Below are 4,622 nucleotides of genomic sequence, written 5' to 3' on the forward strand. Positions count from 1 at the left end.
CCATGTGCTGGCGCGGCACGGCGCTGACCAGCCCCATCCCATGGCGGCGGGCATGGCCGGCCAGGATCAGGACAGCGTCCGGCGCCAGCCGGACATCCGCGTCCACGAACAGGAGCCAGTCGCCCTGGGCCTGCTCGGACAGTCGCTGACAGACATGGGCCTTGCCGCTCCAGCCGGCCGGCAGCGGCGGTGCCTGGAGCAGGCGGACGCGCGGGTCGCGCCCGGCATGGTCGCGCACGATTGCGGCCGTGGCGTCGGTCGAGCCGTCGTCCATCACCATGATTTCCAGCCGGACCCCCTGGCTGGCCCGTGCCGCATCCAGCGCCGGCCCGATATTGGCCGCCTCGTCGCGCGCCGGGATCAGAATTGAGACATGAGGTGACACTGGATCGGCAAGAGCCGATGGCGGGCGGCGCGCCAGTGCCCGGCGGTTGACCAGGCAGAGCACCGCTGGCAGGGCGGCGAGCAGCACGGCCAGCCAGCCCTCCACGGTCATGGCCGCTGCTCCAGATGGCCTGGCTGGAAACGCTCGCCATGCAGGCGCGCGCGCAGGCGGCGCCAGAGATCGTAGATCCCCCCCACCCCCTGGCGTCCCTCGACCAGCGCGCGGAACCGCCCGCGCTCGCGGCTGATCGCATCGGCGGCGAGCCGGTCCATGGTGGTGCTGAGCGCCTGCTCCAGGCGCGCCAGCCGCTCGGGCTTGGTCAGTGTCGCGAGTTCGGCGGCGACAAGCGGCGGGCCGAACGCCACCAGCGCCTCCGCCCCGCGCTCGCTCCAGAAGCAGTAGTCGATCGCCAGCGGCACGAAGGCAGCGTCCGCGGCATGCTCGGGCAGGTGCGCGATGCCCGGCCGCAATGCCAAGGGCCGCGCGCGCACGTCCTGGAAGCTGCCCTGCGCGGTGATCCACAAGGCATGTTCCGGCCGGGCCAGGATCGCGCGTGCCCGGCGCAGGAACTCGACCGCACCCCGCCGGCTTTCCAGGTCCAGGCCGAAGGCACCGATCCGGGCGAAGAACCGGTATTTCTCGAGCATCGCCGCGTCGATTGGCGCGAACGAGGCGTAGCCGGGCAGCACGGTGCGGGCCAGGACGATATAGAGCACCGCATCCCACCAGGAGGGATGGTTGCTGTAGATCACCAGGGGCCGGCCGTTCGCGACGAGTTCGCCCCAGCGCGCCACCCGCAGCGCGTTCAGGTGCCGCTGCAGATAGTCCGTGAATTGCCGCGCCATGAACCCCCAGAGGAACGGCGAGCGCTGGGGCAGGTCCTGGGCTGGGGCCGTCACGGTGCTCGGCCCCTGGCATCGCTGTCCAGCGCGTCCGCGGCGATCCAGCCGGACATCATCACCATCGGCATGCCGGGCCCTGGATGGGCGGCCCCGCCGGCGAGGTAGAGGCCCTGCACCTGCCGGCTGCGGTTGCCGGGCTTGAAGGCGCCCAGGAACTTGCCGTGGCTCGCCAGCCCGTAGATGGCGCCGTTCAGCACCTTGTAGCGGTCGTGGATGTCCTGCGGGGTCAGGTGCCGCTCGACCACGATCCGCTCCTCCAGCCCGGTCATCCCGGCGGTGCGCTCGAGCTTGTCGATGATGACCTTCCGGTAGGACGGGAACATCTCCCGCCAGTCCTGGCCCGGCCGCAGATAGGGCGTGTGCACCAGGACATAGAGCGCCTCGCCGCCAGGTGGCGCCACGCCGGGCTCGGTGAGGGCGGGTGCCGCGAGATAGCAGGTAGGGTCGGGTGCCGGCCGGCCCTGCCGGTAGATATAGTCGAACTCCTCCTCCGGGTCGCGGGAGAAGACGAAGTCGTGGTGTGCGAGCTGCTCGTAGCGCCGGTCCAGGCCCAGATAGAGCACCACGCCCGAGCAGGCTGGCTCGAAGCCCTTGCGCGCGTAGTGCCTGGCCGCCTGCCCGCCCACCAGTTCCTGGTAGGTGCGGATCGCATCCATGTTGGACACCACCGCGTCCACCGGCTCCACACCGCCGGCAGTGCCGATCCCCCGCACCCGGCCACCCTGGATGTCCAGCCCGGTCACCTCCTCGCCGAGCCGGAACCGGCAGCCAACCGAGGTCGCGAGCTCCTGCAGGGCGGTCGCCACGGCGCGGGTGCCGCCCATCGGGTACCAGACCCCGTCGGCTGCCTGCATGTGTCCGATCGCGCACAGCACCGCCGGCGCGCCATAGGGCGAGGAGCCGACATACTGGGTGAAATGATCCAGCATCTGGGCCAGGCGCTCGTCCCTGACCTTGCCACGGATGGTGCCGGCGACCGACTGGCCCATGCGCAGGGCCAGGACATCGCGCAGGGTGGCTGGGTTCAAGTTCTCCTTGAAGTTCATCGTGTCGAACAGGTCTTCCACCGACTTCCAGAAGAAGAACCGTTCAGAGATCCCATGGAGGTTGGCGGCCAGATCCTGGAAGGCACGGTAGCCTCGCCCGGCCGAGGTGCCGGGCGCGAACGCGTCCATGGTGGCGGCCATGGCGCCCACATCCTCGAGGAGGTCGATCCGGCTGCCGTCGTCGAAGAAGCAGCGCCATTGCGGGTCGAGCCGCACCAGTTCCAGATGGTCGGCCAGCCGGCGTCCGGCCTCGGCGAAGATCCGCTCCAGCACCCGTGGCACGGTCAGGATGGTCGGCCCCATGTCGAAGCGGAAGCCGCCTTCCTCCAGGAGCGCCGCCTTGCCGCCCGCCCAGTCGTTCTTGTCGAACAGCACGACCTCGTGGCCCCTGGCGCCCAGCACGCAGGCTGCCGCCAATCCTCCCAGTCCGCCGCCGATCACTGCAACCTTCATCGCCCGTCCTCGCCTAGCCGCCGAACAGCGGCCTGACCCTGATCTCGATCGTCCGATCGCCCGACAGCTCGAACAACGCCCCGGAGAAGCTCGGGGGCGCGATGCGGCCGACATCGTTGCTGAAGCCATAGGGCTCGGTCGGCAGGCCCAGCCCATTGCGGTTGAGCTCGCCGCTGCCGTCCAGGTCCTGGTAGACCGCCACCGCGTAGCTGCCGGGCTCCAGGCCCGGGAACTGCACGTCTCTGCCCGGCACCACCGCGGCCTCGCTCGTCCCATAGAGGCAGCCCTGCTCGTCGAAGCTCTGGTTGCAGACCGCGATCCGGAGCACGCCCGCCGCCTCCGCCACGCCCGTGATCCGCACGGTGAGCGTGGCGGCGGAAGCAGGTGCGGCTGCCAGCAACAGCGCCATGGCCAGGATCGCCCTCATGCCGCCACCTCCACCCGCTCGTCCGCAGCATCGGCCAGAGGCGCCTCGTCCAGGATCGGCAGGTCGCGATGGTCGATGCCCAGGTCCTCCAGGAGCAGGCGCACGCTGATCCGCGCACCCTCGAAGATCACCGGCAGGCCGCTGCCCGGATGGGTCCCGCCGCCCACCAGATAGGTGCCGGGCGCGAACCGGTTGTGCGGCCGGAACCACAGCATCTGGCGCAGGTCGTGGGCGAGGTTGAAGGTGGCCCCGCGCCCGACCCGGAACTCGTCCTGCCAGTCGTTCGGTGTCACCGCCCGCTCGAACCGGATGCGCCGCTCGATATCGTCCAGGCCTAGATGGCGCAGTCGCTCCAGCACGAGCCGGCGGTAGCGGGGCAGCTCGGCCCGCCAGTCGATCCCGGCGCGCAGGTTGGGTACTGGCACCAGCACGTAGAGGCTGGCATGCCCGGGCGGTGCCATCCCGCCGTCGGTGAAGCCGGCATGCTGGACATAGATGGAGGGCTGCGGCGGCAGGATGCCTTGCTCGATCTCCCGGATGTTCTGCCGGTAGTCCTTGGCCAGGAGGATGGTGTGGTGGCCCAGTTCCGGCACCTCCCCTTCGATCCCCAGATAGAACATGAGAGTGGAGCAGGAGAGCCTGGCCCGGTCGATCCGGCGGTCGCCCCAGCGCCGCCGCACCGGTTCGGGCACCAGTTGCGCGATCGCACCCACGAAGTCGGCACCGATCACCACCGCGTCCACCTCGTCGCGGCTGCCGCCGGCATGGACCGCCTGCGGCCGACCACCCGCATACTCGATCCGCTCCACCTCCGTGCCCAGCCGGATCCGCGCACCCAGCCGCCGTGCCAGGGTGGCCATCGCCTCGGACACCGCACCGCAGCCACCCATCGGGTGGAACACGCCGTGCTCGTGCTCGAGAAAGCTCAGGATGGTGAACAGGCTTGGGCAGCGGAACGGCGACATGCCCAGATACTTACTCTGGAACGAGAAGGCGAGCCGGACCCGGGGGTCGGTGAAGTGGCGGCGCAGGTCGCGGTCCACCGAGGTGAACGGACGCAGCCGACCGAGCGAGGCCAAAACGTCCGGGCGCAGATAGTCGGTGATCCGGGTGAACGGGTTCTCCAGCACCGGCCGGAAGGCGGCGAGCTTTTGCCGGTTGTCGGCGAGGAAGCCCGCGACCTTCGGCCCATCGGCCGGCGACAGGGCCGCGATGTCCCGGGCCAGACGCTCGGGCGACGCGGAGGCGGCCAGCTCGCCGCCGCCCTCGAACACCAGCCGGTAGAGCGGGTCCAGCCGGCGCAGTTCGACCATCCGGTCGAGGTCCGCGCCGCAACTGGCGAAGATCTCCCGCAGGATCCGGGGGTAGAGGAAGAAGGTCGGGCCCAGGTCGAAGCGATAGCCGCCAGG

The 4,622-nt window shown here is 70.4% G+C and carries 5 protein-coding genes; all 5 read right to left on the minus strand.

The window, feature by feature from the left end; genetic code table 11:
• Positions 1-496: glycosyltransferase family 2 protein (locus EQG76_RS15940; RefSeq protein WP_159715202.1), on the minus strand; the 496-nt coding region annotated here is incomplete at its 3' end.
• Complete coding sequence (locus EQG76_RS15945; protein ID WP_159715210.1) at positions 493-1,230, minus strand: lysophospholipid acyltransferase family protein; 738 nt, start codon at positions 1,228-1,230, stop codon at positions 493-495. The genes EQG76_RS15940 and EQG76_RS15945, both read right to left, overlap by 4 nt.
• A gap of 50 nt (positions 1,231-1,280) precedes the next feature.
• Positions 1,281-2,786 carry a phytoene desaturase family protein gene (locus tag EQG76_RS15950; RefSeq protein ID WP_159715204.1) on the minus strand — a complete coding sequence of 502 codons (1,506 nt, stop codon included), beginning with the start codon at positions 2,784-2,786 and terminating at the stop codon, positions 1,281-1,283.
• Positions 2,787-2,799: 13 nt separating this feature from the next.
• Positions 2,800-3,213 (minus strand): DUF2141 domain-containing protein, encoded by a 414-nt coding sequence (locus EQG76_RS15955; protein ID WP_159715206.1) that lies wholly within the window; start codon positions 3,211-3,213, stop codon positions 2,800-2,802.
• Positions 3,210-4,622 (minus strand): phytoene desaturase family protein (gene crtI / locus EQG76_RS15960; protein WP_159715208.1); only part of this gene is annotated, 1,413 nt, incomplete at its 5' end. The genes crtI and EQG76_RS15955, both read right to left, overlap by 4 nt.

Origin of the sequence: Geminicoccus flavidas (assembly GCF_009806515.1) — a bacterium.
In the GTDB taxonomy this organism is placed as follows: Bacteria; Pseudomonadota; Alphaproteobacteria; order Geminicoccales; family Geminicoccaceae; genus Geminicoccus; species Geminicoccus flavidus.

Excerpts from the sequence above, each read along its gene's own strand:
- EQG76_RS15945 (WP_159715210.1), bottom strand. The coding sequence starts at position 1,230 with ATGGCGCGGCAATTCACGGACTATCTGCAGCGGCACCTGAACGCGCTG.
- EQG76_RS15950 (WP_159715204.1), bottom strand. The coding sequence starts at position 2,786 with ATGAAGGTTGCAGTGATCGGCGGCGGACTGGGAGGATTGGCGGCAGCC.
- EQG76_RS15955 (WP_159715206.1), bottom strand. The coding sequence starts at position 3,213 with ATGAGGGCGATCCTGGCCATGGCGCTGTTGCTGGCAGCCGCACCTGCT.